This window comes from Cellulomonas sp. JZ18 (assembly GCF_009720485.1).
Taxonomy (GTDB): Bacteria; Actinomycetota; Actinomycetes; order Actinomycetales; family Cellulomonadaceae; genus Cellulomonas.
On record NZ_CP045245.1, the window covers coordinates 2752430 to 2779404 of the forward strand.

Consider the following 26975-nt stretch of genomic DNA (forward strand, 5'->3'; position numbering starts at 1 on the left):
GTGCTCCGGGGCCCTCGTCGTGCCGGGGTGCGGTCGCGCGGGCGGCGGTCCTCCGGGGGACGCGCTCTCAGGCGTCGGGGCCCGCGGCGGCCCGCAGGCGCAGCACCGTGATCTGCTCGTGGATCCGCAGCCGCAGGGTGGCCGGGGCCTCCTCCTGGCAGCAGCGGCGCACCAACTGCTTCATGACGACCTCGACGTGCTCCTCCTCCAGGCACGGGCGGCACTCCGCGAGGTGCGCGGCGATCCGCTCGTGGTCGAGCTCGCCGAGCTCGGAGTCCACGTACTCCCACAGCCGGGCCACGGCCTCGCTGCAGCGCACGTCCCCGCCGCACGGGTCGGCGGACGGTGCCGCGGGCGGCGCCGGGGCCTCGGCGCGCTCGTCCTCGAACGTGCTCATCGTGCGCCCTCCGGTCCCGCAGGGGCCGCGCCGGCCAGCCCGCGCTCGCGCGCGTAGTCGGACAGCATCTCGCGCAGCTGCGAGCGCCCGCGGTGCAGCCGGGACATCACGGTCCCGATCGGCGTCCCCATGATCTCCGCGATCTCCTTGTAGGCGAAGCCCTCGACGTCGGCGAGGTACACCGCGATCCGGAAGTCCTCCGGGATGCGCTGCAGCGCGTCCTTGACGTCCGAGTCGGGCAGGTGGTCCAGCGCCTCGGCCTCGGCCGAGCGCAGCCCGGTCGACGTGTGGGACTCCGCCCGCGCGAGCTGCCAGTCCTCGATCTCCTCCGACCGGGACTGCTGCGGCTCGCGCTGCTTCTTGCGGTAGGAGTTGATGTACGTGTTCGTCAGGATCCGGTACAGCCACGCCTTGAGGTTCGTGCCCGGCCGGTACTGGTGGAAGGCCGCGAACGCCTTCGTGAAGGTCTCCTGGACGAGGTCCTCCGCGTCGGCCGGGTTGCGCGTCATGCGCAGGGCAGCGCCGTAGAGCTGGTCCAGGTGGACCAGCGCCTCGGCCTCGAACCGGTCGGTGCGAGCCGCGTCGTCCTCGGTCTCGGGCGCCCTGGTGGTGCCCGCGGTGTCGTCGCTCATCGTCCACGAGCCTAGTGCTCCGTCCCGGGCGGCACCCGGGAGGGACGGGAACGGGTGACCCGCCACGGGCAGGGGCGGGCCGACGACGACGGGTCCCGTCGCACCGGCCTGGAGGAGCACGCTCATGCCCGGGTCAACGCCGCCCACCGCCGCGCACATTCCCGCGCGTGCACGCCGGGCCCGCCGACCGGCCGCCGCCGGGCCCGCGCTCGTCCGACGCGCCGTCGGCGGGACGCGCGGCTAGCGTGAGGACGTCCACCCGTCCCTGCGCCCGGAGGAACCCGTGCTGCTGCGCCGCGCCGCCCGTCCGATGTTCGCCACCTGGTTCGTCTCGCAGGGCCTCGACGCGCTGCGCCATCCCCACGGCCACGCCCGGATCGTGCGCGACGCGCTCGACGGGCTGCGCTCGCGGCTCCCCGAGGACGCGTCCGCCCGGGTGTCCGGCCCCGTCGGGGACGCGCTCGAGGGCCGCGTGAGCGACGAGCAGCTCGCCACCGTCGCCCGCGTGCACGGTGCCGCGCTCGTCGTCGCGGCCGCCGCGCTCGCCGTCGGCCGCGCACCGCGCGCGGCGTCCCTCGCGCTCGCCGCGCTCACGCTGCCCGTCGTGCTGGTCAACCTGCCGCTGGGGCCCAAGCGCTCGGAGCAGGAGGAGCGGGAGCGCACCGAGCGGCTCGTGCGGGCCGTCGGCTTCACGGGCGGCGCGCTGCTCGCGGGCGCCGACCTCGAGGGGCGGCCGGGCCTGGGCTGGCGCGTGCAGCACGCGCGCGCCGACCGTGCGCACCTGCGCGAGGCGCGCGCCCGGTGGACGGCCAGGCACGCCGACGCGTGACGGCCGCGGCCCCGACGCCCGCGCCCGGACGCCCCGGCACGGCCCGGGTGCGCGCCGCTAGCCTGCCGTCATGACCTCCTCCACCCCCGCGCCCGCCCTCTGGGACGCCCCCACGGCGTCCGGACCGCTCGACGCCACGGTGGAGGTGCCCGGCTCCAAGTCGCTGTCGAACCGGTACCTCGTGCTCGCCGCCCTCGGGGACGGCCCGAGCCGGCTGCGCGGGGTGCTCGCCAGCCGCGACACCCACCTCATGGCGGCGGCGCTGCGCGCCCTCGGGGCGCGCGTCGAGGAGGACGGCGCCGACTGGACGGTGGTCCCCGGGCCCGTGCGCGGCGGTGTCGAGGTCGACTGCGGCCTGGCCGGGACGGTGATGCGGTTCCTCCCCCCGGTCGCCGCGCTGGCGGACGGGCCCGTCCGGTTCGACGGCGACGCGCACGCGCGCGTGCGTCCGATGGCCCCGGTGCTCGCCGCCCTGCAGGCGCTCGGCGTGCGGCTCGAGTGGCACGGCGAGCCCGGCTTCCTCCCCGTCACGGTGCACGGCCGCGGCGGCCTGCGGGGCGGCCAGGTCGACGTCGACGCGTCCGCGTCGAGCCAGTTCGTCTCCGGCCTGCTGCTCGCCGCCGCGCGGTACGAGCAGGGGCTGACGGTGCGGCACACCGGCGCGACCCTGCCGAGCCTGCCGCACATCGCCATGACGGTGGACGTGCTGCGCGCCGCCGGCGTCGCCGTGGACGACTCGCGCCCCGAGATCTGGCGCGTCGAGCCGGGTCCGGTCGCGGGCCGCGACGTGCGCGTCGAGCCCGACCTGTCGAACGCCGCACCCTTCCTGTGCGCCGCGCTCGTGGCCGGTGGGCGGGTCCGCGTGCCGGGCTGGCCGGCGGCGACGACGCAGCCGGGTGCGCTCCTGCCCGACATCCTCACGCGCATGGGCGCGGTCGCCTCGCTCGACGCCGACGTGCTCACCGTCACCGGCACGGGCGAGGTGCGCGGCGTCGACCTCGACCTGCACGCGGCGGGCGAGCTCGCACCGACGATCGCCGCGCTCGCGGCGCTCGCGGACTCCCCCACGCGGCTGCGCGGCATCGGGCACCTGCGCGGGCACGAGACCGACCGGCTGGCGGCGCTCGCGGCCGAGATCACGAGGATCGGCGGCCAGGCGGAGCAGACCGCCGACGGGCTCGTGATCACGCCGCGCCCGCTGCACGCCGCGACGTGGCGGTCCTACGCCGACCACCGCATGGCGACGGCCGGCGCGCTCGTCGGCCTGCGGGTGCCCGGCGTCCGCGTCGAGGACGTCGCGACGACGGCCAAGACGCTGCCCGGCTTCGTCGACCTGTGGTCGGGCATGCTCGCCGGGGCGCACGCGGGGCCACCGCCTGATGCCCGAGCGGCGCTGGGACGAGCGCGACGTGCGGGTCCGTCCCGGCCGTGGGTCGCGTCCCCGCACCAAGCAGCGCCCCGCGCACGAGGACGCCCGCTCCGCGATGGTCGTCGCGGTCGACCGCGGCCGGTACACGGTCCTGGTCGAGCCGGGGACGCCGGACGAGACGCGCGTCGTCGCGATGAAGGCCCGCGAGCTGGGGCGCGAGCGCGTCGTGCCGGGCGACCGGGTCGACGTGGTCGGCGACACCACGGGCGCGAAGGACACCCTCGCGCGGATCGTGCGGATCGGCGCACGCCGGACCGTGCTGCGTCGCACGGCGGACGACACCGACCCCGTCGAGCGCGTCATCGTCGCCAACGCCGACCGCCTGGTGGTCGTCACGGCGCTCGCCGACCCGGAGCCGCGCACCCGGATGATCGACCGGTGCGTCGTCGCGGCCTACGACGCCGGGATGGACGTGCTCCTCGCGTTGACCAAGGCCGACCTGGCGTCCCCCGACGAGCTCGTCGCGATGTACGCGCCCATCGGGGTGGACGTCGTCGTGACGCGGCGGGAGGACGACCCGGTGACGGGCGAGCGGCGCGTCGTCGGCCTCGACGCGCTGCTCGCGGCCCTCGACGGGCGCGTGTCCGTGCTCGTGGGGCACTCGGGCGTGGGCAAGTCGACGCTCGTCAACGCGCTCGTGCCGGACGCGCACCGCGCCACCGGCGTCGTCAACGACGTCACGGGCCGGGGCCGGCACACGTCGACGTCGGCCGTCGCGCTCGAGGTGCCGGGGACGTCGTCGCCCACGTGGGTCGTCGACACGCCCGGCGTGCGGTCGTTCGGGCTCGCGCACGTCGAGCCCGAGCGGCTCGTCGGCGCGTTCGCCGACCTCGCGGACGTCGCCCGCGACTGCCCCCGCGGGTGCACCCACCTCGCGGACTCCCCCGACTGCGCGCTCGACGACTGGGTCGCCGCCGCGCCGGACGACGCGACGCGCGACGCCCGCACGGCGCGGGTCGACTCGTTCCGCCGCCTGCTGGTGAGCCGGCTCGGGACGGCCGAGCCCGAGGAGCCGGTCCGCTGACGCGACCCGCCGGTGGCGCCCCTGTCGGCGTGCGCACCGGTACGGTGGCGCGCGACCACCGACGAAGGAGCACCATGGCGACCGCGTACGACGACGACCTGCGCCTGGCCCACGTGATCGCCGACCAGGTCGACTCGGTGACCATGGCGCGGTTCAAGGCGCAGGACCTGCGCGTCGAGACGAAGCCGGACCTCACGCCGGTGTCCGACGCGGACCGCGCCGCCGAGGAGCTCGTCCGCACGCAGCTCGGCCGGGCGCGCTCGCGCGACGCCGTGCACGGCGAGGAGATGGGCGACACGGGCCACGGGCCGCGGCGGTGGGTCGTCGACCCGATCGACGGGACGAAGAACTTCGTGCGGGGCGTGCCGGTGTGGGCGACGCTGCTCGCGCTCATGGACGGCGACGAGGTGGTCGTCGGCGTCGTCAGCGCGCCGGCGCTGGGCAAGCGCTGGTGGGCCGCGACGGGCTCGGGTGCCTGGAGCGGGCGCTCGCTCGCGTCGGCGTCGCGGCTGCGCGTGTCGTCGGTCGGCGCGCTGGAGGACGCCTCCCTGTCGTACTCGTCCCTGACCGGCTGGGAGGAGCGCGGCGGGCTCGACCGGTTCCTCGACCTGACGCGCCGGGTGTGGCGCACCCGGGCCTACGGCGACTTCTGGTCCTACACGCTCGTCGCCGAGGGCGCCGTGGACGTCGCGCTGGAGCCCGAGCTCGCGCTGCACGACATGGCCGCGCTCGTGCCGATCGTCACCGAGGCCGGCGGCCGGTTCACGTCCGTCGACGGCGTCCCCGGCCCGCACGGCGGGAACGCGCTCGTGACGAACGGGCTCCTGCACGACGAGGTCCTGGCGACGCTCGCGACGGGCGGGACCGACGCACCCGACGCATGACGGGCGCGCAGCCCGGCACGAGTGAGGGCCGGCACCCGGACGAGCCGCCGGCCGCGCCGCCGACCCTGCACCGTCGGGCGCCGCGCGGCCGCCGGCGCGTCGTCGTGGCCGTCGTGCTCGCCGCTTCCGCGACGGCGCTCGTGCTGGTGCCGCGCGGCGCGCTGCCCGTGGGACCGGCGACGTGCCCGGCCATCGGGTGGTCCACGCACGTCGAGGTGCGGCTCGACGACGCGTGGCCGGACCGCGACGCGCACGTGCTCCAGGTCCGCTTCCCGGCGGGCACCGACGTCACCGGGGGCGGCGCGCAGGGCTCGACGTGGACAGGTCAGGGGTTGTCCTCCCCGAGCAGCGCGCGGGTCGAGGTGGTGCGCGACGGCGCGGTGGTGCACCGGGCCGACGTCGCGTTCGAGACGCAGGTCGTCGAGCGGCCGCACGGGCCTCGCTGCCCCGGGCCCTCGCGGGCGGAGGCGGTGGTACCGGCACCGCGCCCGTGAGCCGGCTCGGGCCGTCGCTGCTGCGGCGTCAGAGGCCGAGCACGTCCGGCAGCTCGGACAGTGCGGTGATGACGTGCACGCCCGCGGCGCGCGCCGCCGCCACATCGGCCTCCGGCACGTCGACGCGCCGCGGCCCCGGGCGGTCGAGCCACACGCCGACGAGGCCGGCGGCCACCGCGGCGCGGGCGTCGACGTCCAGCTCGTCGCCCACGTAAGCGGTGCGCGCCGGGTCCGTGCCGAGCCGGTGGCACGCCTCGACGAAGACGCGCGGGTCGGGCTTGCCGACGCCGAGGGTGTCGACGCCGACCAGCACCTCGAGGTGCCCGTCGAGGCCGGCGCGGACGAGCTTGTCGGTCTGGTAGCCGCTCGCCGCGTTCGTCAGCGCACCGACCACGACGCCCGCGTCGAGCAGCGCGGCGAGCCCGGCGACGGCGTCGGCGTGGGCCGTCCAGCCGTCACGGAACGCCGCGTCGAACCGGGCGTCCCACTCCTCGTACGCCGCGTCGTCGAGCACGGGGCCGCCGAACGCGGCGTGCAGCTCGTTGGCGCGGGCCATGCGCTGCGTCCGGTGGTCGACCTCGCCCCGGGTGTAGGCGCGGTAGTGGCCGTTCACGTCGGCGCGCCACGCGGCGAGCGCCGCGTCGACGGTCGCCTCGTCGACGTCGCCCGCGTACGCGCGCAGCACCTCCTCGATCGCCGTCCGGAAGGCCGTGCGCGTGTCGACGAGCGTGTCGTCGATGTCGAGCAGGACGCCGTCGACGAGCCGCTCGCCGCTCACGCGTCGAGCGTGCCGCGCAGGCGGGCGACGCGGGCCAGCGTCGTGTCCTTGCCGAGGATCTCCATCGACTCGAACAGCGGCGGCGAGACCCGGCGGCCGGTCAGCGCGACGCGCAGCGGCGTGTACGCGAACCGCGGCTTGATGCCGAGGCCGTCGACGAGCGCCTCCTGCAGCGCCGCCTGCGTCGCCTCGGTCGTGAACCCGTCGGCCGGCAGGTCGCCGAGCACGCGGGCCGACGCGTCGAGCACGTCCGCCGCCTCGGGCCGCAGCGCCGCACGCGCGTCGTCCGCCACCTCGAGGGCGTCGTCGGCGACGAAGAGGAAGCCGAGCATGCCGACGACCTCGCCGAGCAGCGTCATGCGCTCCTGCACGAGGGGCGCGCCCGCGTCCAGCAGGGCGCGGTGCTCGTCGGACAGCTCCGCGTACGTGGCCGCGGGGACCAGGCCCGCGGCGTGCAGGTACGGCACGAGGCGCGCGCGGAAGTCCTCCGGCGCGAGCAGGCGCACGTGCGCGGCGTTGATGGCCTCGGCCTTCTTCTGGTCGAACCGGGCCGGGTTCGGGTTGACGTCGGCGACGTCGAACGCGGCGACCATCTCCTCGACGGAGAACACGTCGCGGTCGGGCGCGATGGACCAGCCGAGCAGCGCGAGGTAGTTGAGCAGGCCCTCGGGCGTGAAGCCGTTCGCGCGGTGCAGGAAGAGGTTCGACTCGGGGTCGCGCTTCGACAGCTTCTTGTTGCCCTCCCCCATGACGTACGGCAGGTGCCCGAACTGCGGCACCACCTGCGCGACGCCCAGCTCGACCAGCGCGCGGTACAGCACGACCTGGCGCGGGGTCGAGGAGAGCAGGTCCTCGCCGCGCAGCACGTGCGTGATGCCCATGAGCGCGTCGTCCACCGGGTTCACCAGCGTGTACAGCGGGTGGCCGTTCGCGCGGACGATGACGAAGTCCGGCACGGAGCCGGCCTTGAACGTCACCTCGCCGCGCACGAGGTCCGTGAAGGTGACGTCCTCGTCCGGCATCCGCAGGCGCAGCACCGGCTCGCGCCCCTCGGCGCGGTACGCCGCCTTCTGCTCCTCGGTCAGGTCGCGGTCGTAGCCGTCGTAGCCGAGCTTCGGGTCGCGGCCCGCGGCGCGGTGACGGGCCTCGATCTCCTCCGGCGTCGAGAACGACTCGTACGCGTACCCGCCGTCGACCAGCTTCTGCGTCACCTCGCGGTACAGGTCGTAGCGCTGCGACTGCCGGTACGGCTCGTACGGCCCGCCGACCTCGACGCCCTCGTCCCAGTCGAGGCCGAGCCAGCGCAGCGCGTCGAGCAGCTGCTCGTAGCTCTCCTGCGAGTCGCGCGCCGGGTCGGTGTCCTCGATGCGGAAGACGAACGTGCCGCCGACGTGCCGCGCGTACGCCCAGTTGAACAGCGCGGTGCGGATGAGCCCGACGTGCGGGGTGCCGGTCGGCGAGGGGCAGAAGCGGACGCGGACGGCACTGCTGGGCACGGGTCACCTCGGGGTGGGACGGGCGGGGTCGTCCTCAGCCTAGCGAGCGCGCGGGCAGCGCCCCGTCCCGCACGCCCGGCGCCCAGACGTCCCCGGGCACGTCGCCCGGGAGCAGCGCGTTGCCGTGCCCGACGAAGCGCGCGTCGGCGCCCGCGGCCCGTGCCGCGCGGTAGTCGGCGAGCGTGCCCAGGGCCCACCGGGACAGCAGCAGGATGGCGACGAGGTTCACGGTCGCCATGAGCGCCATCGCGATGTCGGCGAGCGACCAGACCGTCGTCAGCGCCAGCAGGGAGCCGAGCCCCACCGCGGCGAGCACGAGCGTGCGCAACGCCGTCAGGGCGCGTCCCCGGATGCCGAGGAACGTCAGGTTGACCTCGGCGTAGGAGTAGTTGCCCAGCACCGACGAGAAGGCGAACGTGAACACCACGACGCTCATGAGCCAGGTCGTCCAGCCGCCGAGCTCGTGCGCGACGGCCGCCGACGTCAGCGCGGCCCCCTCGGCCCCGCCGGTAGCCCCGGGCACGTAGACCTCGGGGCCGGCGAGCAGCACGAGCAGCGCCGTCGCCGAGCACACGAGGATCGTGTCGACGAACACGCCCAGCGACTGGATCAGGCCCTGCTTGGCCGGGTGCGACACGGTCGCCGTCGCGGCGGCGTTCGGCGCCGAGCCCATGCCGGCCTCGTTCGAGAACAGGCCTCGCTTCGTGCCGTTGAGGACAGCGGCCAGGATGCCGCCGGCCGTGCCCGCGAGCGCGCTGTCGAGGCCGAACGCGCCGCGCAGGATCTGCCCGAACGCGTCGGGCACGGCCCCGAGGTTGAGCAGCACGACGACGAGCGCGAGCAGCAGGTACGCGCCGGCCATCAGCGGCAGCGCGACCTCCGCGACCCGCGCCACGCGCCGCACCCCGCCGAACAGCACGGGCGCCGCGAGGACGACGAGCACGACGGCCGTCCACGCCACGGGCACGCCGTGGCTCGCCTCGAACGTCACCGCGATCGTGTTGGCCTGCACCATGTTGAACGCGAAGCCGAACGTGAACACGAGCAGCAGCGCGAACACGACCCCCCACCGGCGTGAGCCCAGCCCCCGCTCGATGTAGTACGCCGGCCCGCCCCGGTAGGAGCCGTCGTCGGCGCGCACCTTGAAGACCTGGGCGAGCGTCGCCTCGACGAAGGCCGTGGCCATGCCGACGAGCGCGACGACCCACATCCAGAAGATCGCGCCCGGGCCACCCAGCGTGAGCGCGACCGCGACGCCGGCGATGTTGCCGGTGCCGACGCGCGAGGCCAGACCCACCGCGAACGCCTGGAACGACGAGATGCCGCCCTGCGCGTCCGACCGCGAGGACAGCACCTGCCGCAGCATGGCGGGGAAGAGCCGCACCTGCACGAACCCCGTGCGGACCGTGAACCACAGCCCCACGCCGACCAGCAGGTAGACCAGCCAGTACGAGTACAGCGCGTCCGTCAGCCAGTCGATGACCGCCTGCATGCCCCACCCCCGGTCCGCCCGATCACGCGAGCGTAGGAGCAGGGCGAGGACCGCGCAGGGTCAGGGGCTGACCCCGGCGGGAGCCCCCGCGGGGTCAGCGGCGCACGACCGGGTTGCGCAGGACGCCGATGTCCTCGACCTCGACCTCGACGACGTCGCGGTGGTCGACCGGCCCGACGCCGGCCGGCGTGCCGGTGAGGATGACGTCGCCGGGCAGCAGCGTGAACACCTCCGACGCGTAGGACACGAGGTACGCGGTGTCGAAGATCATCTGCGACGTGCGCCCGTCCTGCCGGGTCTCGCCGTTGACGCGCGCCTGCACGCGCAGGTCGTCGACGTCGAGCCCGGGCACGACCCACGGCCCGAGCGGGCAGGAGGTGTCGAAGCCCTTGCCGCGCGTCCACTGCGCGTCCGACTTCTGCACGTCCCGCGCGGTCACGTCGTTCGCAACCGTGAACCCGAAGACGTGGTCGAGCGCCCGCTCGGGCGTGACGTCCTTCGTCACCTTGCCGATGACGACGGCGAGCTCGGCCTCGTGGTCGACGCGCTCGGTCCAGTCCGGCAGGACGATCGGGTCGTCCGGGCCGATGACGGACGTGTTGGGCTTGAGGAACAGCAGGGGCGCGCTGGGCACCTCGTTGCCGAGCTCCTGCGCGTGGTCCGCGTAGTTGCGGCCGACGCCGACGATCTTGGACCGCGGGATCACGGGGGCGAGCAGGCGCACGCCGTCGTCGTCGAGCCGCACCCGCTCGCCCGTCGGCTGCACGGGCGTGTAGATCGGGTCGCCCGTGATGACGACGAGCTCCTCGCGGCCGGGCTCACCCTCGACGAGGGCGTAGCGGGGGTCGGAGCCGGTGGTGAACCTCGCGATGCGCACGGGCCCAGCGTAAGGGCGGGTCGTTCGGCGGGCCGTCCACGCACAGCGCGCGCCGACCGGGCAGTTCGCGGGGCGGGCCCGGTGGCCGTGCGACGGGCCCGACCGACGTCGCCGAGAACGTGCCATCCTCGACCGCCGGGAGATCATCACGGCGCATACGCGGGACGGCATGGTCTGCGTTCCGCACGCCGACTGCGAGAAGTGGGTGACGTAGCGATGGCATCGAGCGCGCGAGCTCTTCTTCGACGGGCCGGCTGGAGCCCCGACCGGGAGATCGACGTCGCCCCCGTGGTCGACCGGCTCCTCGGCCTCGGTTACCCCGTCTTTCCGTCGCTCGAGCAGTTCCTGAAGGAGTTCTACGGGCTCGTCGTCCGTTCGGAGGACGGCACGAAGGCGATCACCTTCGACCTCGAGTCGGTCCAGCACCAGACGGATGCCGAGTTCTGCAGGGAGTACGCCGCCGAGATCGGCCGCCCCCTCACCCCTGTCGGCACCCACTCGCACATGGTGGTCATGATCGACGCGCACGGAGGGTTCTGGGGATCGTTCGACCTCGACTACGGGTACAAGGGCGACGACATCGAGCAGGCCGTCCGATCGATCCTCATCGACCCGCCGCGCCTGTTCGATCGCCGGCTCCCGGACTAGAGCGACAGTCTGCGACGCGCTGGAGGTCCCGCGAGCTGCGGTGGGCGAACGGGCCGTCGGGTGCCCTCTTCGTCACCGAACCTCGCGATGTGCACGTGCCCGGCGTCAGCGTGCGTCGTTCGGCGGGCCGCGCGGTCTCGCCCGGGACCCGCAACGGCTCTCCCGCAATCCCCTGCCCCAACTGCCGAGAGTGGTGGAGTTACTGATCATGTCGCATGGCGCTCTCGAGCTGTTGTCACGTGCAGGATGGACTCCCGCCCGTCGAGTGGCGGTCGACGACCTCATCGCTCGACTTCGCGACGACGACCACGATGTCGTGCCGCCGTACCGCGACTTCATGGCCCAGTTCTCCGGCCTCATAGTCGGTTCCGACGACACTGATCGGACCCTCGACTTCGAGATGGACCACGTGCTTGTCATCACTGGTCCCGGCTGGTGCGAGGCGTACGGCGAGGAAATCGGCCGGCTTGTCACCCCCGTAGCGCGCCACGATTCACACATGGCACTCCTGATCGACGAGTCCGGAGAATTCTGGGGAGCATATGACGATCTCTTCGGCTACATGGGAAGGGACATCGTGCAGGTCGTCGAACGGCTTCTCATCGACCCGCCGGGTACGCACGAGCTCGACCGCCGCCTGCCCGACTGAAACCACATCGTTGCAAAGTGCCACCGTTCATACACGCAACGGTCTTCCCGCAATACCGTGCGGAAACTGTGAGAAGTGCTGGAGGTCCTGATGGCACTGAGTGCTCTTGAACTGCTGAGGCGCGCCGGCTGGAGCCCTGACCGCCGGGTGCCGGTCGACCACCTCATGAGTCGCCTTCGCGACCATGGCCACGACGTCGTCCCACCGTTCCGAGACCTCATGGCACAGTTCTCCGGTCTCGTGATCAGATCAGAAGACGGCAAGCGGGCCCTTGAGTTCGACATCGACCGAGCTCTCGTTCTGACCGATTCCGACTGGTGCACGCAGTACAGCGAAGAGATCGATCAGACCGTTACCCCCGTGGCGCGCCAAGACCCACACCTGGCACTTCTTCTCGACGAGTCCGGAGGATTCTGGGGAGCCTACGACGATCTCTACGGCTACAAGGGGAGTGACATCCTCCAGGCCATAGAGTGGCTCCTCATCGATCAGCCAGGTTCGCACAAGCTCGACCGCTCCCTTCCCGACTAGAGACATGCGTCCCTGCACAGAACCGAGCCGCACGGCACCGTGGACGACGCACCGAGACAACAGAACGAGCTGAAGCGCGTGGTGATTTGCGTCGGCCTGGTTGCCGTAGCGATCGGCGTCGTCGTGGCGCTGGGAGGCGGTGCGCCGCCGTCGCCCACGACGAGGTGCAGACGTCGCTCGTCGAGGACTTCGCGTACCCGGGCGCGGACGCCCTCCTGGTGGAGCACAGCCTGCAGGTCCACACCGGCGACGGGCACCGGTGCGGCCCGGGCGCTGCTGGACGCGGCGGTGGCCGATGCGGCACGACGCGGCCGCGGGCACGTCTCCCTCGAGGTCGACGCGGACTCGCCCACCGGCGCGGACCGGCTCTACGAGGCGCTCGGGTTCCGCACGGCGCGCGACGCGCTCGCGATGCGAGACGCGAGAGTATTCGCCAATCGCCAGCTTCCGCACAAGACGACGGCAGCGGTCGACCCGGTGACGGGCAGAGTCACCACAGGCTTCTCGGGCGAGCGCCTCGACCCGCCGCCGGGCCTGCGCGAGCGCCTTCCCAGCGAGTCGCTGCACATCTGGGTGGTGGAGAACTGCGGCGAGGTCGCCGCTTGCACCAGGCAGCTCGACGGAGTGACCGACATCGTGGAGCAACGTGCGATCCTCGACCGACTGGAGATGATCACGGTCTTCACGCGGGGCGGGATGATCGCGGCCCCGTGCAACAACTGCCAGAGATGGGTGAGATGACCATGGCACTGAACGCGCTCGACCTTCTCGAACGGGCTGGTTGGCGGCACGACCGCGAGATCGATGCCGACCCCGTCGTCCAGCGGCTCCGCGCCTCCGGTTACACCGCGGTCCCGCCGCTTCGAGACTTTCTCACCCAGTTCTTCGGGCTCGTGATCACCTCGGAAGACGGCAGCAAGTCGATCACCTTCGATCTCGACTCGGTCGAGCACCTGACCGATGCCGAATTCTGCAATGAGTATGGCGACGCTATCGGCCGACCGGTCACACCCGTCGGCGTTCACTCGGACATGATCATCATGATCGACGCGGCCGGAGAGTTCTGGGCGGCTCTGGACCTCGACTACGGATACATGGGCAAGAACATCGAGCAGGCCGTCCAGTGGATTCTCATCGATCCGGCGACCATGCACATGTTCGATCGTCGGCTCCCCGACTAGAGCGACAACTCGGGCATCGCGAGCCTGATCTGCATCGACCTGGCCGACCCAGACCCATGAGCAAGAGGAGAGTCGCCTGAAGCACGTGTGGGGCGGGATCGGACTGGCTGTCGCAGCGGTCGGTGTCGCCGTGGCGACGGGCGCCGGGGGCGCCGTCGCCGACGACGAGGTGCAGACGTCGCTGGTGGAGGACTTCGCGTACCCGGGCGCGGACGTCCTCCTGGCGGAGCACGGACTGCAGGTCCACACCGGCGACGGGCACATCCTGTTCGAGCCGTCCGCGACCGGGGAGTGCGTGCGCGGTCTGATCAAGGTGGAGACGCACGTCGTCCGCGAGGGGGTGCAGGAGGTGGTGAACTACTGCTTCCGGACCTCCGGGTTGTCGCTGACGACGCGCTGGATGCGGGTGCCGTGGCAGGCGTAGAACGCGGCTGCCCGGACCAGGAACCCGGCGGCCGTGGTGCCTTCCCGTCGCCGGAGCTCGCGATGCCCACGGGCGCGGCGTCAGCGCGGGTCGTTCGGCGGGCCGTCCGGTCTCGCCCGGGTCACGATGAAGGGCGATGACCGACACCTCCCGCCCCGCCCCACCCGACGGTCCGACGCTCGCCGACCTGCCGCCCGGCTGGTCGGCGCGCCGGCCGGATGCGGAGGACGCACCCGCCCTGCACGCGCTCCTGACGTCGCACGAGGTGGCCGTGACGGGCTCGGCCTCGACCCACCGGTCGGCCGTCGACGCCCTCCTCGTCCCCAGGACGGACGCGCGCCGGCACGTCCTCGCGGTCGACGAGCACGGCCGGGTCCGGGCGTGGGCGTCGGCGTACGACCGGGCCGTCGGCCGGGTCGTCGCCCAGGTGCTCGTCGACCCGGACCTCGACGACGCGACCGCGGACACGGTGGCCGCTGCCGGGTTCGCCTGGGTGGAGGACGCCGCGCGCGCGATCGCCAGGGCGCGCGGCCTGGAGGTGACGCAGGCCGACAGCGGCGCCTTCCAGGCGGACGAGCGGCAGCAGCGGTGGCTCGCCGCGGCGGGCTACCGGCACGCGCGGTCGTGGCTGCAGATGGTGCGCCCGACCAGCCCGCGGGACGCCGATGCCAGCGCCGGTGCCGACGCTCCCCCGCCCGCCCGGGTCCGTGTGCGCCGCGTCCGCCGGGGCGAGGACGGCATGCCCGACGGCGCCGACCTGATGGCGGTGCACGTGGTGCTCGAGGAGTCGTTCACCGACCACTTCAACTACCACCCTGAGCCGTTCGACGACCTGGTGTCACGCCTGCGCGCGGACCCCGGCCACCGCTGGGACCACTGGTGGCTCGCCGAGTCCGTCGACGCCGACCGGCCGTCGCGGCCCGTCGGCGCGCTCGTCGCCACGGTCTCACCCGGGCACGACGGCGCGCCCGACGGCACGTACGTCGCCTACCTCGGCGTGCTGCGCAGTGCCCGCGGCCGTGGTGCGGCCCGCGCGCTGCTGGACGCGGCGGTGGCCGACGCGGCACGGCGCGGCCGCGGGCACGTCTCCCTCGAGGTCGACGCGGACTCACCCACGGGCGCGGACCGGCTCTACGAGGCGCTCGGGTTCCGCACGGCCGTGACCACCCAGTCGTGGCACCGCGACGTCCGGGTGGCCGACGCGTAGGGCCGCAACGTCAGGCGCGGGCGACGACCTCGCCGTGCAGGATCGAGAACCAGGCGTCCTCCTGCGTGCCCCACGCGTGCCACGCGTCGGCGAGCTGCTCGAGCCCCACCTCGTCGGCGAGCCCGTGCTCGATGGCCTGGGCGGCGAAGTTCGAGCGCACGCAGCGGTCGGCCCACAGGTCGGACCACCAGACCCGGTCGGTGGGGCCGGCGTAGCACCACGCGCTGGCGCTGGGCGCGATGCCGGCGGGGTCGAACCCGGCCTCGCGCACCCAGGAGAGCAACTTGCGGCCGGCGTCGGCGTCGGCGCGGTTCGCCTGGGTGACCTCGTGGTAGAGCGTCAGCCAGTCGTCGAGCCCCTCGGACGGCGGGTACCAGGCCATGCCGTCGTAGTCGGCGTCCCGCACCGCGACCACACCGCCCGGCTTGGCCACGCGGCGCATCTCGCGCAGCGCGGCGACCGGGTCGGACAGGTGCTGGAGCACCTGGTGGGCGTGCACGACGTCGAACGTGTCGTCGGGGAAGTCGAGCGCGTAGGCGTCGCCCACGTGGAACCGGACGTTCGGCGTCCCGGCGTCCGCCGCGGCCTTCCCTGCCGCTTCGATCACGGCCGAGGACGTGTCGACGCCGACGACCTCGCCCGGGGCGACGCGTCCCGCCAGGTCGATGGTCACGGTGCCGGGGCCGCAGCCCACGTCGAGCAGGGACTGCCCGGGGGCGAGGTGCGGCAGCAGGTACGCCGCGGAGTTCTCGGCGGTGCGCCAGCGGTGCGAGCGCAGCACGCTCTCGTGGTGGCCGTGGGTGTAGACGTCGGATCGCGAGGTCACACGGCACTGTAGATCCGCACAGGCGTCCAGTTCATCACCCGGTACGTGATCGTCCGCATGCTGGGCGGTGAGGTGGCTCCCAGCGGCGCCGCCCACGCCCGGGGTCCGACTGCCCCGGCCGCCCTTGCCGACCGCGCCTAGGCTGCCCAGGGTGCGACGCATCGTGGGGGTGGACACCGCCCGGGGGCTGGCCGTGCTCGGCATGGTCGCCGCCCACGTCGGGCCGGACGACACGTGGCGGACGGTCCCGCCGGGCGGCTTCGCCCAGCTCGCCGACGGACGCCCCTCGGCGCTGTTCGTCGTGCTCGCCGGCGTCGGGCTGGCGCTGCTGTCGGGCGGCGACCACCCCGTGACCGGGACGCGGCTCGTGCAGGCCCGGCTGCGGATCCTCGTGCGGGCCGCGCTGCTCGTCGTCCTCGGCGCGGCGCTCGTGCAGCTCGGCACGCCGGTCGTCGTCATCCTCGTCGTCTACGGCGGCATGTTCGCCGCCGGGACGCTCGCCCTGCGGTGGCCGCGCCCGGTGCTCGTCGCGGCGTCCGCCGCGGTCGCGCTGCTGGGCCCGCTCCTGCTCCCGCTCGGCGACGACGCCGCGATCGTGTCCGAACGGCCTGTCGACCCGCTGACCGTGCTCCTCGGGCACTACTACCCCGCGGTCGTCTGGATGTCGTACGTCCTGACGGGGCTGGCCGTCGGTCGCAGCGACCTGCGCTCCGGCCGCGTGCACGCGTGGCTGGCGGGCCTCGGCGCCGCGCTGGTCGTCGCCGGGCACGGCGGCAGCGCGGCGCTCACCGCGGCGCTCGGCCGCACGAGCGACCTCACCACGTCGGAGCCGCACTCGTCGTCGCTGTTCGAGGTGGCCGGCAACACCGGGGTGGCGCTGCTCGTCCTCGCGGCGTGCCTCGCGGTCGGCGCGCGGTGGCCGCGGGCGCTGGCACCGGTGAGCGCCACCGGCGCGCTCGCGCTCACCGCCTACACCGGCCACCTCCTGGTCATCGCGGCGCTGGGCACCGACGTCGTGTGGGCGCCGACCACCGCCACCTGGCTGTGGTTCACGGTCGTGGTCGTGGCCCTGTGCTGGGCGTGGCACGCCGCGGTCGCGCGGGGCCCGCTGGAGTGGGTCCTGCACGCGGTGTCGACACGCGCCGCGGACGTCGCTCCCGACCGGCTCCTGCCGCGGGCCGACGACGACGGCACCGCCGCGCCGCGGACGGACGCCCTGCCCGGCCCCGCGGACGAGCCGGCGCAGCGTCAGGGCCAGACGAGCGACCGCGTCCAGGAGCCGTCGCCCGAGCGCCGGTAGACCAGGCGCACGTGGGCGCGGTCGGGGCTGCCCTGCCAGAACTCGACGGCGTCGGGCACCACCAGCCACGCCTGCCATGCGGGCAGCACGAGGCCGGGTTCGGCGTCGACGCGGGCGCGCGCCGCCGCCATCGCGCCCCGCAGCTCGTCCACCGAGCCGAGCGGCTCCCCCGGACGCACCGCGAGCGCGGCGGCACGCGACGACGGCGACCGCGCGAGGTAGTCGGCCGCGGACGCCTCCTCCCCCAGGTAGCGGGCGGCACCCGTGACGCGCACCTGCCGGACGACCGGCTGCCACCAAAACGTCAGCGCAGCCTGCGGGTTCGCCGCCAGGTCGCCGGCCTTGCCGCTGCGGGCGTCGGTCGCGAACGCGAAGCCGTCGGGTCCGACGTCCTTGAGCACGAGCACGCGCGCGGCGGGCCGGCCGTCGGGCGCGGCGGTCGCGAGGGTCACCGCGTGCGGCTCGGGGACGCCCGCGTCGAGCGCGGCCCGGAACCAGTCCTCGAACAGCGCGAGGGGGTCGTCGGGCGCGGTGCCCGGGTCGAACGGCAGGACGGTGCCGGACAGGGCGGGCAGGGACCGCAGCAGCTCGCGCACGCGCCCACCCTCCCGCGCGCACCGGCCGCGCGCCATCCCCGGACGGCACGGCCCGGCCGGGCGCCCGCACACGCGACCTACCCTGGTGCGGTGAGCACGACGACCCCGGCGACCGCACCCGCGGACGTCGTCGTGCTGCCCCCGGACGCGTGGCGCGCGGCGGCGGCGGCCCACGCGGACCGTGCGGACGCCATGACCGCCGGGCACCGCGAGCGCCGCTCCCGGCACGAGCGGCACGCGATCGAGGACTTCCTCTACGAGTACTACCCGACCCGACCCGCGCAGCTGCGGCGTTGGCACCCGGGCACCGGCGTCGCCCTCGCCGCGGACGCCGACGGGCCGGCCCCGCAGGGCGCCTGGCGCTGGTACCGCACCGGTGACGACGGCACGGTGACCCTCGACGTGCCGGCGTTCCTCGCGGACCGCGGCGACGCGGTGCGGTTCGTCGCGGGCCTCGTCGGTGCGACCGCCGCCCGCCCGGCGGCGACGGGCTGCTTCGGGCTGCACGAGTGGGCGATGGTCTACCGCGAGCGCGACGACGAGCACCGGCACCCGCTCCCCCTGCGCCTGGGCCGCGACGGCACCGACGCGGTCGTCGAGCGGCACCGCATCCGCTGCACGCACGTCGACGCGTTCCGGTTCTTCACGCCGGCGGCCGTGCCGCGCAACACGCTGCAGCCGACGCGGGCGACGCAGGTGGCGATGGAGCAGCCGGGCTGCCTGCACGCCAACATGGACGTCTACAAGTGGTGCCTGAAGCTGGGTCCTGCGGTCCCCGGCGACCTGCTGCTCGACGCGTTCGACCTCGCGCACGACATCCGGCTGGTGGACATGCGGGCGTCCCCGTACGACGTCCGCCCGTACGGCCTGGAGCCCATCGCGATCGAGACCGCGGACGGCAAGGCGGACTACGTGCGCCGGCAGCGGGGGTTCGCGGTCCGGGCGAACGCCCTGCGGGCCCGGCTGCTGGAAATCTGCGCCGCGCTCGTCGCGGCCTGAGCGGCCGCGGGTCTCAGGCCTGCGCCCGGCGCCAGCCCAGGTGGGCGAACCACGCCGCGCACGCGTGCGTCCAGGCCGCGACGTGCGGCTCCTCGTCCGCGAGCCCGAGGCCGTGGCGCCCGGACGGGTACACGTGCAGCTCGGCGGGCACGCCGGCGCCCCACAGCGCCTGCGCGTACCGCACGGCGTTCGAGACGGGCACGGTGGCGTCGTCGGCGGTGTGCCACACGAACGCCGGCGGCGTCGCGGACGTGACGCGGAGCTCGGCGGACAGGACGGCCCGCTCGTCCTCCCCGGCGCCCGGCCCGAGCAGGGCCTTGACGGACCCCTCGTGCGCGTCCGCGCCGAACGAGACGACCGGGTAGCAGAGCACGGTCGCGTCCGGGCGGGCGGCGTCGTCGTCGACCGTCGACAGGGTCGCGGCCAGGTGCCCGCCGGCGGAGAAGCCGAGCACGGCGACGCGCGCGGGGTCGACGTCGAGACCCGTGCCGCCGGCGCGCACCCAGCGCACCGCGGCCGCCGCGGCGTCGAGCGGCGCGGGGTGCAGCGGCGCGGTGGCTCCCTCGGGCGCGACCGGGTAGCGCAGCACGACCGCGTGCAGGCCGAGGCCCGCGAGCCACTGCGCGACGGGCTCCGCCTCGTGGTCGGCGGTCCGGCGGTACCCGCCGCCCGGCAGCACCAGGACGAGCGGGCGGGGGCCGGCCGCGTCGGCGGGCACGACCGTGACGCGTCCCTCGAGCGCCGCTGGGAGGTCGGCGTCGCTCACAGCGTCCCGGCGCGGACGGCCGCGACGCCCTGGTTCGCGAGCGCGTCGGCGCGCTCGTTGCCGGGGTCCCCGGCGTGCCCCTTCACCCAGACCCACGTGACGTGGTGCCGCGCGACCTCGGCGTCGAGCGCCTGCCACAGATCCTTGTTCTTCACGGGCTTCTTGTCCCCGGTGAGCCAGCCGTTGCGCTTCCAGCCGTGCATCCACTTCGTCAGGCCGTTCATGACGTACGTCGAGTCGACGTGCAGGCGGACGACCGACGGGCCCTTGAGCGCGCGCAGGCCCTCGATGACGGCGGTCAGCTCCATGCGGTTGTTCGTCGTGACCTTCTCCCCGCCGAACAGCTCGCGCTCGTGCGTGCCGGAGCGCATCCACGCACCCCAGCCGCCGACGCCGGGGTTGCCCTTGCAGGCGCCGTCGGTCCACATCTCGACGCGGGGCAGGTCGTCACCGGGCAGCAGGTCGTCGCTCACGCCGGACACCGTACGGGGTGCGCGCGGCCGCTCACGCCGGCGTCGCGAGCACGGTCTCGCGCACGACCCGGCGCAGCACCTTGCCGACCTGGGAGCGCGGCAGGTCGGGCAGCACGACGACCCGCCGCGGCAGCGCGTACCGGGCGAGGCGGGTCTCGCACCAGGCGCGGACGGCGGCGAGGTCGACGCCGGTGGCCCCCTCGTCGAGCACGACGGCCGCGACGACGCTCTCCCCCAGGTCGCCGGCCGGCACACCGACGACCGCGACGTCGCGCACGCCCGGCATGCCGCGCAGGTGGTCCTCGACCTGCGACGGGTACACCTTGAACCCGCCGCTGATGATCATCTCCTTCATGCGGTCGACGAGGACGACGAAGCCGTCCTCCTCGACCTGCACGACGTCCCCGGTGCGCAGCCACCCGCCGGGCAGCAGCTGCTCGGCGGTCTCCTCCGGCCGGTTCCAGTACCCGGCGAAGACCTGCGGACCGCGGACCAGCAGCTCGCCGCGCTCGCCGGGCGCCACCTCGCGGGTGGGGTCCTCCTGGTCGACGACCCGCACGTGGGTGGACGGGAACGGCAGGCCGAGCGCGCCGGGGCGGCGGTCGGCCGTCATGGGGTTGCCGAGCGCGACCGGCGACGTCTCCGTCATGCCGTAGCCCTCGATCACGAGGCCCCCGGTGACGCGCTCCCAGCGCTCGGCCGTCGCGCGCGGCAGGGCCATCGCGCCGCTGATCGCGTAGCGGAAGGACGTCAGGTCCGCACCGCTCTCCTCCGCGGCCGCGGCGAGCCGGTCGAGCATGGGCGGGACGGCCGGCAGGAACGTGCCCGGGCGGCGCTTCTGCGCGGCCAGGACGCGTGCCGGGTCGAAGCTCGGCAGCACGACGAGCGTCGCCGCGATGCGCGTCGCGTACGTCAGGCACAGCGTCAGGCCGAACGCGTGGAAGAACGGCAGGACCGCGTAGACGACCTCCGTGCCCGGGTCGGCCTGCGTCCACGCCTGCCCCTGGATCGCGTTCGCGAGCAGGTTGCGGTGGGTCAGGACGGCCCCCTTGGGCGTGCCCGTGGTCCCGCCCGTGTACTGCAGGAGCGCGACGTCGGCCGCCGCGGGGCCGGGGACGGACGCGTCGAGCGGACGGGCCGCCGCGACGAGGCGGTGCCAGTGCGGCACCCCGGCGGGCACCGGACCGCGCATGGCGGCGCGGGTGCGGCGCGCGGTCGGGACGGGCAGCCGCAGCGCGAACCGCGCGAGCGGCGGCAGGTCGGCGCTGAGGTCGACCGCGACGACGTGCCGGACCTGGGTCCGGTCCTGCGCCTCCAGCACGCGCGGGACCGCCTGCTCCCAGACGACCGCGACCGTGGCGCCGCTGTCGGCGAGCTGGTGGGCGAGCTCGTCGGCCGAGTAGGTGGGGTTGTGCTCGACGACCACCGCGCCGAGGCGCAGCACCGACCAGAACGCGACGAGGTGCGTCGTGCAGTTGGGCAGCACGAGCGCGACCCGGTCGCCGGGGCCGACGCCGAGGTCGCGCAGCACGCCGGCGCCGCGCGCGACCTGGTCGGCGACCTGCGACCACGTCGTGGTCCTGCCGAGGAAGTCGACGGCGAGACGGTCGGGGTGCTCGCGTGCGGTGCGCTCGAGCGTGGCGGTGAGGGCCTCGTCCGGGACGTCGACGTCCCGCGGGACGCCGGCCGGCCAGGCGGCGGGGAGGGGTGCGTCCGGGGTGCTGCTGCTCACGAGGGTCACGGTAACTTACGGGACCGTAGGTTTCTCGTCGGGCGCCCGGCCGCCGCGGCCGGGCGTGGGAGGATCGTCCGGTGCCCGACCCCGCGACGTACGTCCCCGCCGCCCAGGTGCCGGCGGGCCCCGTCGACGTCCCGGCCGCCGTCGCCCGGCTCGCCGGGAGCGCACCGCTCACGCCCGTGTGGGTCAACGAGCTCGGCGGGCTGACGTTCCGGCTCGGCGGTGACCGCTACGTCAAGTGGGTCGCGGCGGGCACCCCCGAGATCGACCTGGCCGCCGAGGCCGCCCGCCTCGCGTGGGCGGCGCCGTTCACCACCGTCCCCCGCGTGCTCGACCAGGGCGCGGACGACGAGGGCGCGTGGCTCGTCACCGCCGCGATCGACGGCCGCAGCGCGGTCGACCCCCTGTGGCTCGCGCGGCCCGAGCAGGCGGCGACCGCGATCGGCCGCGGGCTGCGGGCGCTGCACGACGCGCTGCCGGTCGGCGAGTGCCCGTTCGCCTGGTCGGCGCACGACCGCCTCACCCGTGCGCTGCAGCACCTCGACGCCGGCGACACCCCCGCGGCCTGGTCGCCCGAGCACCGCGGCATGAGCGCCGCGGAGGCCCGCTACCGCCTCACCGACCCGCCGGAGCCCGACCGGCTCGTGGTCTGCCACGGCGACGCCTGCGCGCCCAACACGCTCCTCGCCGACGACGGCACGGTGGCCGGTCACGTCGACCTGGGCCGGCTCGGCGTCGCCGACCGCTGGGCGGACCTCGCGGTCGCCGCGTGGAGCATCGACTGGAACCACGGGCTCGGGTACGACCGGCACGTCTACGACGGCTACGGGATCGAGCCCGACCCCGACCGCATCGCCTACTACCGACTCCTCTGGGACGCCTCGTGACCTCTCCCCACGCGATCGCACGCCACGCTCACGATCCCGCGGGGACCCCGGCATGACCGCGACGACGGGCACCGGCCCGCTCACCGCCCGCCTGCCCCGGGGCGCCGACGCCCACGACCCCGACGCGCTGTACGAGGCGTTCACGACCTGGGCCGCCGACCAGGGGCTGCGGCTGTACCCGCACCAGGAGGAGGCGCTGCTCGAGCTCGTCTCCGACTCCCACGTCATCCTGTCGACGCCGACCGGGTCCGGGAAGTCGCTCGCGGGCGTCGCGGCGCACGCGGTCGCGCTCGCGCAGGGCCGCCGGTCGTTCTACACCGCGCCGATCAAGGCCCTCGTGAGCGAGAAGTTCTTCGCGCTCGTCGAGGTCTTCGGCTCCGAGAACGTCGGGATGATGACGGGCGACACGGCCGTCAACGCCCAGGCCCCCATCGTCTGCTGCACGGCCGAGATCCTGGCGAACCTCGCGCTGCGCGACGGCCCCGACGCGGACGTCGGCCTCGTGGTCATGGACGAGTTCCACTACTACGCCGACCCGCAGCGCGGCTGGGCGTGGCAGGTGCCGCTCCTGGAGCTGACGCGCACGCAGTTCCTGCTCATGTCCGCCACCCTCGGCGACGTCACGTTCTTCGAGGAGGACCTGCGGCGCCGCACGGGCCGTGAGGTCGCGGTCGTCGCGAACGCGGAGCGGCCCGTCCCGCTGACGTTCTCGTACGTCGTCGAGCCGCTGCACGAGCTGCTCGACGAGCTGGTGCAGACGCACCGCGCACCCGTGTACGTCGTGCACTTCACGCAGAAGGAGGCGGTCGAGCGCGCGCAGGCGCTGCTGTCCTCGACGCTCGCGAGCCGCGCGCAGCGCGACGCGATCGCCGCCGAGCTCGGCGCGTTCCGGTTCGGACCCGGGTTCGGGAAGACGCTCTCGCGCCTGCTGCGGCACGGCGTCGGCGTGCACCACGCGGGGATGCTGCCCAAGTACCGGCGGGTCGTCGAGCGGCTCACGCAGAAGGGCCTGCTGCCGGTCGTGTGCGGCACCGACACGCTCGGAGTGGGCATCAACGTGCCCATCCGCACGGTCGTGCTGACGTCCCTCGTCAAGTACGACGGGCAGCGCATGCGGCACCTCACGGCGCGCGAGTTCCACCAGATCGCCGGCCGCGCCGGCCGGGCGGGCTTCGACACGGTCGGCGAGGTCGTCGTCATGGCGCCCGAGCACGTGATCGAGAACCGCAAGGCGCTGCTCAAGGCGGGCGACGACCCGAAGAAGCAGAAGAAGATCGTCCGCAAGCAGGCGCCGGCCGGCCACGTCAACTGGACCGACAAGACGTTCGAGCGCCTGCGGGACGCCCCGCCCGAGCCGCTGACGTCCAGCTTCCACGTGTCGCACGCGATGGTGCTGCACGTGCTGCAGCGCGGACGCGACGGGCGGGCCGACCCGATCGCGGTCATGACGCACCTGCTCACCGACAACCACGAGCCCGAGGGCGCGCGCGCCCGCCACGTGCGCCGCGCGGTCGACGTCTACCGCTCGCTGCGCGCGGGCGGTGTCGTCGAGCGCCCCTGGGTGGACGACCCGGACGCCCCGCGCGGGCGCCGCCGCACCGTGGCGCTGGTGGCCGACCTGCCGCCGACGTTCGCCCTCGACCAGGCACTCTCCCCCTTCGCCTACGCCGCGCTCGACCTGCTCGACCCCGAGGACCCCGGGTACGCGCACGACGTCGTCTCCGTCATCGAGGCGACGCTCGACGACCCGCGCCAGGTGCTCGCGGCGCAGGAGAACAAGGCCCGCGGCGAGGCGGTCGCCGCCATGAAGGCCGAGGGCCTCGACTACGACGAGCGCATGGCCCTGCTCGAGGACGTCACGTACCCGCGCCCGCTGGCCGAGCTGCTCGAGCACGCGTTCGCGACGTACCGGCGCACCAACCCGTGGGTCGCCGACCTCGCCCTGTCGCCGAAGTCGGTCGTGCGGGACATGCACGAGCGGGCCGCCACGTTCGCGGAGTACGTCTCGCTGTACAACCTCGACCGCACCGAGGGCGTCCTGCTGCGCTACCTCGCCGACGCCTACCGCGCGCTGCGCCGCACGGTGCCCGAGGACCGCCGCACCGAGGAGCTCGAGGAGCTCGTCGCCTGGCTCGGCGACCTCGTGCGCCGCACCGACTCCAGCCTGCTGGACGAGTGGGAGCGCCTGGCGAACCCGACGGACGACCCCGCCGCGGCGGCCGACGAGGACGACGACACACCTCCGCCCGTCACCGCGGACCCGCGCGTCTTCCGGGCGCTCGTGCGCGGTGCGCTGTTCCGCCGCGTCGAGCTCGTCGCCCGCGAGGCGTGGGGCGCGCTGGCCGCGCTGGGCGACGTCGACGGCGACGGCCGCCCGTGGGACGCCGACCGGTGGGCCGACGCGATCGACCCGTACTGGGACCTGCACGACGAGGTCCTCACCGGGCCCGCGGCGCGTGGGCCGGCGCTGTTCCAGGTCACGCCGTCGCAGGGCCGGGGCCCGGCCGCCGGGACGTGGCACGTGCGCCAGGTCCTCGACGACCCGGCCGGGGACCACGACTGGCGCATCGACGCGCTCGTCGACCTCGCCGCGTCCGACGAGGCCGGCGAGGTGCGTCTCCGGGTGCTCGAGGTGGGGCCGCTCTGACCCGCGCCCCGGCGGCCGCGGCCGCACCCGGGCCCCTCCGGTGAGGTGAGGCTGTCCTGCATATGCGCAGGTCAGGGCAGCCTTTCCTGCGATGACAGGCATCGCGGACCGGCCTAGCGTGGGGACATGACCACGCTCGGCGGACACCTCACGGGTCTCGTGCAGAGCCCCGGCGGACCCCGCCCCACGCACTCCGCGCGGGGCCTCAACTGGCTGCGCGCCGGTGTGCTCGGCGCGAACGACGGCATCGTCTCGATCGCGGCCACCGTGGTCGGCGTCGCGGGTGCCTCGACCTCCACGCGGACCATCGCCCTCGCCGGCGGCGCGGCCCTCGTCGCGGGTGCCCTCTCGATGGCGGCCGGCGAGTACGTGTCCGTGAGCAGCCAGCGGGACGCCGAGCGCGTCGCCGCCGCCGAGGGGCGTCCCATCGGCGGGGCCGACGACGAGGAGGCGTTCACGAACCCGTGGCACGCCGCGCTCGCGTCGTTCGTCGCCTTCACCCTCGGCGGGCTCGTGCCGCTGCTCGTCGTGCTGGCGCCGTGGTCGGTCGCCGCCCGCGTCCCCGTGACCGTCGCCGCGGTCGTCGCCGCGCTCGTCGCGCTCGGGTGGTCGTCCGCGCGGTTCACCGGTGCCGCCACGGGCCGCGTCGTGCTGCGCAACGTCGTCGGGGGGTCCGTGGCGATGGCCGTGACGTTCGGCATCGGCGCGCTCGTCGGGGTCGCGGTCTAGCGGCACCCGACCAGGGGTCCAGCGGCACTCGACCAGGGACCGCGGGCACCGACCAGGCACGTCTCGGGCCCTACCCTGTCGCCATGGCGCGCAGCGGCACGCGGTCGACGTCCGGCACACCGGCCCTCGTGGCCCTCGCCGCTGCCGGCGTGCCGCACACGGCGCACACGTACGTCCACGACCCGGCCTCCGACCTCGGCTACGGCCTGGAGGCCGCGCAGGCCCTGGGCGTCGACCCCGAGCAGGTCTTCAAGACCCTCGTCGCGGACGTCGAGGGCACGCTCACGGTCGCCGTCGTTCCCGTCACGGGGCGCCTCGACCTCAAGGCCCTGGCACAGGCCGTCGGCGCCAAGCGCGCGGTCATGGCCGAGCCGCACGCCGCGGAGCGCGCGACCGGCTACGTCGTCGGCGGCATCTCGCCGCTCGGCCAGCGCACGCGGCTGCGCACCGTGGTCGACGAGACCGTGTGGCTGTTCGACACCGTGCTCGTCTCCGGCGGCCGCCGCGGCCTGGACGTCGAGCTCGCGCCCGACGACCTCGTGCGCCTCACCGGGGCGGTCGTCGCGGCGGTCGCGGCCGGCTGAGCGCCGCCCTCAGCGCCCGTACGCCGCGAACGGCCGGTCGGTGGGGACGATGTCCTTGCCGAGCGGCACGAGCGAGACGGGGATCAGCTTGAGGTTCGCGATGCCCAGCGGGATGCCGACGATCGACAGGAACAGCGGGATCGCGGTCGCCACGTGCCCGATCGCGAGCCAGATGCCGGCGACGACGACCCAGATCACGTTGCCGATGGTCGACCACGCCCCGGCGGTGGGCTTGTCCACGACCGTGCGGCCGAACGGCCACAGCACGTAGCTCGCGATGCGGAACGAGGCGATCCCGAACGGGATCGTGACGATCAGCAGGCAGCACAGGACGCCCGCCGCCACGTACCCCAGGGCGAGCCAGGCGCCGGCGAGCACGAGCCAGATGACGTTGAGCAGGGTGGTCACCCCACCACGGTCGCACGGTCTGCGGCGACGGCGACATCCGGGACGCCCCG

29 protein-coding genes and 1 pseudogene are annotated in these 26975 nt (G+C 74.7%); 18 read left to right on the plus strand and 12 right to left on the minus strand.

Annotated features, from left to right (window positions below):
* Window positions 1-67 precede the first annotated feature (67 nt).
* The gene (gene rsrA, locus GC089_RS12525) at window positions 68-397 is read right to left on the minus strand and encodes a mycothiol system anti-sigma-R factor (RefSeq protein ID WP_155377943.1); all 330 of its coding nucleotides are present in this window, start codon (window positions 395-397) and stop codon (window positions 68-70) included.
* A complete protein-coding gene (locus tag GC089_RS12530; RefSeq protein ID WP_370514000.1) occupies window positions 394-1155 on the minus strand; it encodes a sigma-70 family RNA polymerase sigma factor in 762 nt (253 codons plus the stop codon). Before GC089_RS12530 ends, rsrA begins: the two co-directional genes overlap by 4 nt.
* A 157-nt stretch (window positions 1156-1312) precedes the next feature.
* Between GC089_RS12530 and GC089_RS12535 the strand changes: the two genes are divergently transcribed.
* From GC089_RS12535 to GC089_RS12555, 5 genes and pseudogenes are all read left to right on the plus strand, one after another.
* Entirely contained in the window at window positions 1313-1858 is a 546-nt protein-coding gene (locus GC089_RS12535) for a DoxX family protein (RefSeq protein ID WP_155377945.1), read from the plus strand.
* Window positions 1859-1928: 70 nt separating this feature from the next.
* Window positions 1929-3218: pseudogene (gene aroA / locus GC089_RS12540) on the plus strand (3-phosphoshikimate 1-carboxyvinyltransferase); the annotation flags it as partial.
* Window positions 3219-3237: 19 nt separating this feature from the next.
* Entirely contained in the window at window positions 3238-4311 is a 1074-nt protein-coding gene (gene rsgA / locus GC089_RS12545; protein WP_155377946.1) for a ribosome small subunit-dependent GTPase A, read from the plus strand.
* A 74-nt stretch (window positions 4312-4385) separates the two neighbouring features.
* On the plus strand, window positions 4386-5195 hold the full coding sequence (hisN, locus tag GC089_RS12550; protein ID WP_155379209.1) for a histidinol-phosphatase: 810 nt from the start codon (window positions 4386-4388) through the stop codon (window positions 5193-5195).
* Window positions 5192-5689, plus strand: a complete 498-nt coding sequence (locus tag GC089_RS12555; RefSeq protein ID WP_155377947.1) for a hypothetical protein — start codon at window positions 5192-5194, stop codon at window positions 5687-5689. The genes hisN and GC089_RS12555 overlap by 4 nt, the downstream gene beginning before the upstream one ends.
* A gap of 28 nt (window positions 5690-5717) precedes the next feature.
* Here GC089_RS12555 and GC089_RS12560 read toward each other — a convergent pair whose 3' ends face one another.
* The 4 genes from GC089_RS12560 to GC089_RS12575 all read right to left on the minus strand — a co-directional run bounded on the left by GC089_RS12560 (window position 5718) and on the right by GC089_RS12575 (window position 10332).
* Window positions 5718-6467: an HAD family hydrolase gene (locus tag GC089_RS12560; protein WP_155377948.1), complete on the minus strand. Its 750-nt coding sequence runs from the start codon at window positions 6465-6467 to the stop codon at window positions 5718-5720.
* Window positions 6464-7963, minus strand: a complete 1500-nt coding sequence (gltX, locus tag GC089_RS12565; protein ID WP_155377949.1) for a glutamate--tRNA ligase — start codon at window positions 7961-7963, stop codon at window positions 6464-6466. The genes GC089_RS12560 and gltX overlap by 4 nt, the downstream gene beginning before the upstream one ends.
* Before the next feature lie 34 nt (window positions 7964-7997).
* Complete coding sequence (locus GC089_RS12570; RefSeq protein WP_155377950.1) at window positions 7998-9455, minus strand: sodium:alanine symporter family protein; 1458 nt, start codon at window positions 9453-9455, stop codon at window positions 7998-8000.
* A gap of 94 nt (window positions 9456-9549) precedes the next feature.
* Window positions 9550-10332 carry a fumarylacetoacetate hydrolase family protein gene (locus GC089_RS12575; protein WP_155377951.1) on the minus strand — a complete coding sequence of 261 codons (783 nt, stop codon included), beginning with the start codon at window positions 10330-10332 and terminating at the stop codon, window positions 9550-9552.
* A 216-nt stretch (window positions 10333-10548) separates the two neighbouring features.
* On the opposite strand from GC089_RS12575, the gene GC089_RS12580 reads away from it, so the two are divergent.
* From GC089_RS12580 to GC089_RS12610, 7 genes are all read left to right on the plus strand, one after another.
* Complete coding sequence (locus tag GC089_RS12580) at window positions 10549-10980, plus strand: SUKH-3 domain-containing protein (protein ID WP_155377952.1); 432 nt, start codon at window positions 10549-10551, stop codon at window positions 10978-10980.
* A 208-nt stretch (window positions 10981-11188) separates the two neighbouring features.
* Window positions 11189-11629: an SUKH-3 domain-containing protein gene (locus GC089_RS12585; RefSeq protein WP_255449065.1), complete on the plus strand. Its 441-nt coding sequence runs from the start codon at window positions 11189-11191 to the stop codon at window positions 11627-11629.
* A 75-nt stretch (window positions 11630-11704) separates the two neighbouring features.
* A complete protein-coding gene (locus GC089_RS12590; protein ID WP_155377954.1) occupies window positions 11705-12160 on the plus strand; it encodes an SUKH-3 domain-containing protein in 456 nt (151 codons plus the stop codon).
* Between the two features lie 39 nt (window positions 12161-12199).
* Window positions 12200-12901, plus strand: coding sequence for a GNAT family N-acetyltransferase (locus GC089_RS20140; protein ID WP_155377955.1), 702 nt, complete (start codon window positions 12200-12202; stop codon window positions 12899-12901).
* A complete protein-coding gene (locus GC089_RS12600) occupies window positions 12898-13341 on the plus strand; it encodes an SUKH-3 domain-containing protein (RefSeq protein ID WP_196250701.1) in 444 nt (147 codons plus the stop codon). Before GC089_RS20140 ends, GC089_RS12600 begins: the two co-directional genes overlap by 4 nt.
* 130 nt (window positions 13342-13471) lie before the next feature.
* Window positions 13472-13765, plus strand: coding sequence for a hypothetical protein (locus tag GC089_RS12605; protein ID WP_155377957.1), 294 nt, complete (start codon window positions 13472-13474; stop codon window positions 13763-13765).
* Between the two features lie 136 nt (window positions 13766-13901).
* Window positions 13902-14972 (plus strand): GNAT family N-acetyltransferase, encoded by a 1071-nt coding sequence (locus tag GC089_RS12610; protein WP_155377958.1) that lies wholly within the window; start codon window positions 13902-13904, stop codon window positions 14970-14972.
* 10 nt (window positions 14973-14982) lie between these two features.
* On the opposite strand, the gene GC089_RS12615 is transcribed toward GC089_RS12610, so the two are convergent.
* Window positions 14983-15798 carry a methyltransferase domain-containing protein gene (locus tag GC089_RS12615; protein WP_155377959.1) on the minus strand — a complete coding sequence of 272 codons (816 nt, stop codon included), beginning with the start codon at window positions 15796-15798 and terminating at the stop codon, window positions 14983-14985.
* A 151-nt stretch (window positions 15799-15949) separates the two neighbouring features.
* Here GC089_RS12615 and GC089_RS12620 point away from each other — a divergent pair, with 151 nt between their 5' ends.
* The gene (locus GC089_RS12620) at window positions 15950-17098 is read left to right on the plus strand and encodes a heparan-alpha-glucosaminide N-acetyltransferase domain-containing protein (protein ID WP_196250702.1); all 1149 of its coding nucleotides are present in this window, start codon (window positions 15950-15952) and stop codon (window positions 17096-17098) included.
* On the opposite strand, the gene GC089_RS12625 is transcribed toward GC089_RS12620, so the two are convergent.
* Window positions 17047-17694, minus strand: coding sequence for a pyridoxal 5'-phosphate synthase (locus GC089_RS12625; RefSeq protein ID WP_230684785.1), 648 nt, complete (start codon window positions 17692-17694; stop codon window positions 17047-17049). The genes GC089_RS12620 and GC089_RS12625 overlap by 52 nt on opposite strands.
* A 90-nt stretch (window positions 17695-17784) precedes the next feature.
* On the opposite strand from GC089_RS12625, the gene GC089_RS12630 reads away from it, so the two are divergent.
* Entirely contained in the window at window positions 17785-18693 is a 909-nt protein-coding gene (locus tag GC089_RS12630; RefSeq protein ID WP_155377961.1) for a 3-methyladenine DNA glycosylase, read from the plus strand.
* A gap of 13 nt (window positions 18694-18706) precedes the next feature.
* Here the strand turns inward: GC089_RS12630 and GC089_RS12635 are convergent, their stop codons facing one another.
* The 3 genes from GC089_RS12635 to GC089_RS12645 form a co-directional block, all read right to left on the minus strand.
* The gene (locus GC089_RS12635; RefSeq protein WP_155377962.1) at window positions 18707-19459 is read right to left on the minus strand and encodes an alpha/beta hydrolase; all 753 of its coding nucleotides are present in this window, start codon (window positions 19457-19459) and stop codon (window positions 18707-18709) included.
* Window positions 19456-19887 (minus strand): ribonuclease HI, encoded by a 432-nt coding sequence (gene rnhA, locus GC089_RS12640; RefSeq protein WP_155379211.1) that lies wholly within the window; start codon window positions 19885-19887, stop codon window positions 19456-19458. Before rnhA ends, GC089_RS12635 begins: the two co-directional genes overlap by 4 nt.
* 76 nt (window positions 19888-19963) lie before the next feature.
* Window positions 19964-21664 (minus strand): AMP-binding protein, encoded by a 1701-nt coding sequence (locus GC089_RS12645; protein ID WP_155377963.1) that lies wholly within the window; start codon window positions 21662-21664, stop codon window positions 19964-19966.
* Window positions 21665-21744: 80 nt separating this feature from the next.
* Here GC089_RS12645 and GC089_RS12650 point away from each other — a divergent pair, with 80 nt between their 5' ends.
* The 4 genes from GC089_RS12650 (at window position 21745) to ybaK (ending at window position 26517) form a co-directional block, all read left to right on the plus strand.
* On the plus strand, window positions 21745-22557 hold the full coding sequence (locus GC089_RS12650) for an aminoglycoside 3'-phosphotransferase (RefSeq protein WP_155377964.1): 813 nt from the start codon (window positions 21745-21747) through the stop codon (window positions 22555-22557).
* Between the two features lie 52 nt (window positions 22558-22609).
* A complete protein-coding gene (locus GC089_RS12655) occupies window positions 22610-25204 on the plus strand; it encodes an RNA helicase (protein ID WP_155377965.1) in 2595 nt (864 codons plus the stop codon).
* A gap of 126 nt (window positions 25205-25330) precedes the next feature.
* Window positions 25331-25933 (plus strand): VIT1/CCC1 transporter family protein, encoded by a 603-nt coding sequence (locus GC089_RS12660; RefSeq protein ID WP_155377966.1) that lies wholly within the window; start codon window positions 25331-25333, stop codon window positions 25931-25933.
* Window positions 25934-26016: 83 nt separating this feature from the next.
* A complete protein-coding gene (gene ybaK / locus GC089_RS12665) occupies window positions 26017-26517 on the plus strand; it encodes a Cys-tRNA(Pro) deacylase (protein WP_155377967.1) in 501 nt (166 codons plus the stop codon).
* 9 nt (window positions 26518-26526) lie between these two features.
* Here ybaK and GC089_RS12670 read toward each other — a convergent pair whose 3' ends face one another.
* Window positions 26527-26925, minus strand: a complete 399-nt coding sequence (locus tag GC089_RS12670; protein ID WP_155377968.1) for a YccF domain-containing protein — start codon at window positions 26923-26925, stop codon at window positions 26527-26529.
* Window positions 26926-26975: the final 50 nt, after the last annotated feature.